1 pseudogene is annotated in these 777 nt (G+C 44.4%); it reads left to right on the top strand.

Features of this window, described 5'->3' with window-relative positions:
* Positions 1-79: 79 nt before the first annotated feature.
* Positions 80-777 (top strand): annotated as a pseudogene (locus AACV32_RS09540) (replication initiation factor domain-containing protein); the annotation flags it as partial.

The raw sequence follows: 777 nt of genomic DNA, 5'->3' as shown, positions 1-777 counted from the left end.
CTCAAGGCTTGTATTACAAGCTGGTTGATATCACCAACACCACACTGACCGAGCGTCTGGCTATCATGGGGATTGAATCATGAAATTCGCCTGTATGGACTGTGGTACTAACTACGAATCTCCGGTTAATTGCTGCTGTCCTGACTGCCGCTCAGGGATGCTTTATCAGCTTAATATGGACAACGTTCAGGTCTTCGGGAAAAAGTCACAAGGTCACAAAGTACAATCTGACTATGTGTATCGCCCTAAAAAATCCGGTCTACGCCCTGAGTTTGTTAACCATACCGTTAACGAATACACCTTTATCGAGGACTACGAGCAATCACCTGTGATTATCGATTACCTCTGTTTTACCGTTAAATTGGCTGACCTGCGTCACTGCAAAAAAGACGCGCCCTACTCTGGTATTCACTTTCCTGAGGCTCCTAAGTTCTCACAACATCATGCGAAAACGATTGATGATATTGAGGCTTATAATCGCTACTTCCGTGAAGTGACAATGGATTACCTGCAAGAAACGTTAAGACGTTTTATTCAATACGTGCTTGGTTTTAACTACGGCTCACCACGTGGTAAAGGCTTCCAGTTCTACGAGGATTCGTTTGTTTTAACTTCCGAATATGGCGATGACTATTGCGGCCAAGTTGGGTTCGGCGGAAATCGCGATACTGTGCATTTTCAGATTACAGGCCACGGCTGCAAGCATCTGTTTGCTAATCGCTCTTGTCGTTTCTTGCATCATTGGATTTCAACGGTTTTATGTTGTAAGCAACTCTC

It is taken from the genome of Vibrio sp. B7, from assembly GCF_963888765.1.
Taxonomy (GTDB): domain Bacteria; phylum Pseudomonadota; class Gammaproteobacteria; order Enterobacterales; family Vibrionaceae; genus Vibrio; species Vibrio anguillarum.
Note: the sequence above shows the minus strand (reverse complement) of the source record. Positions and strands in the feature narration are given on the sequence as shown.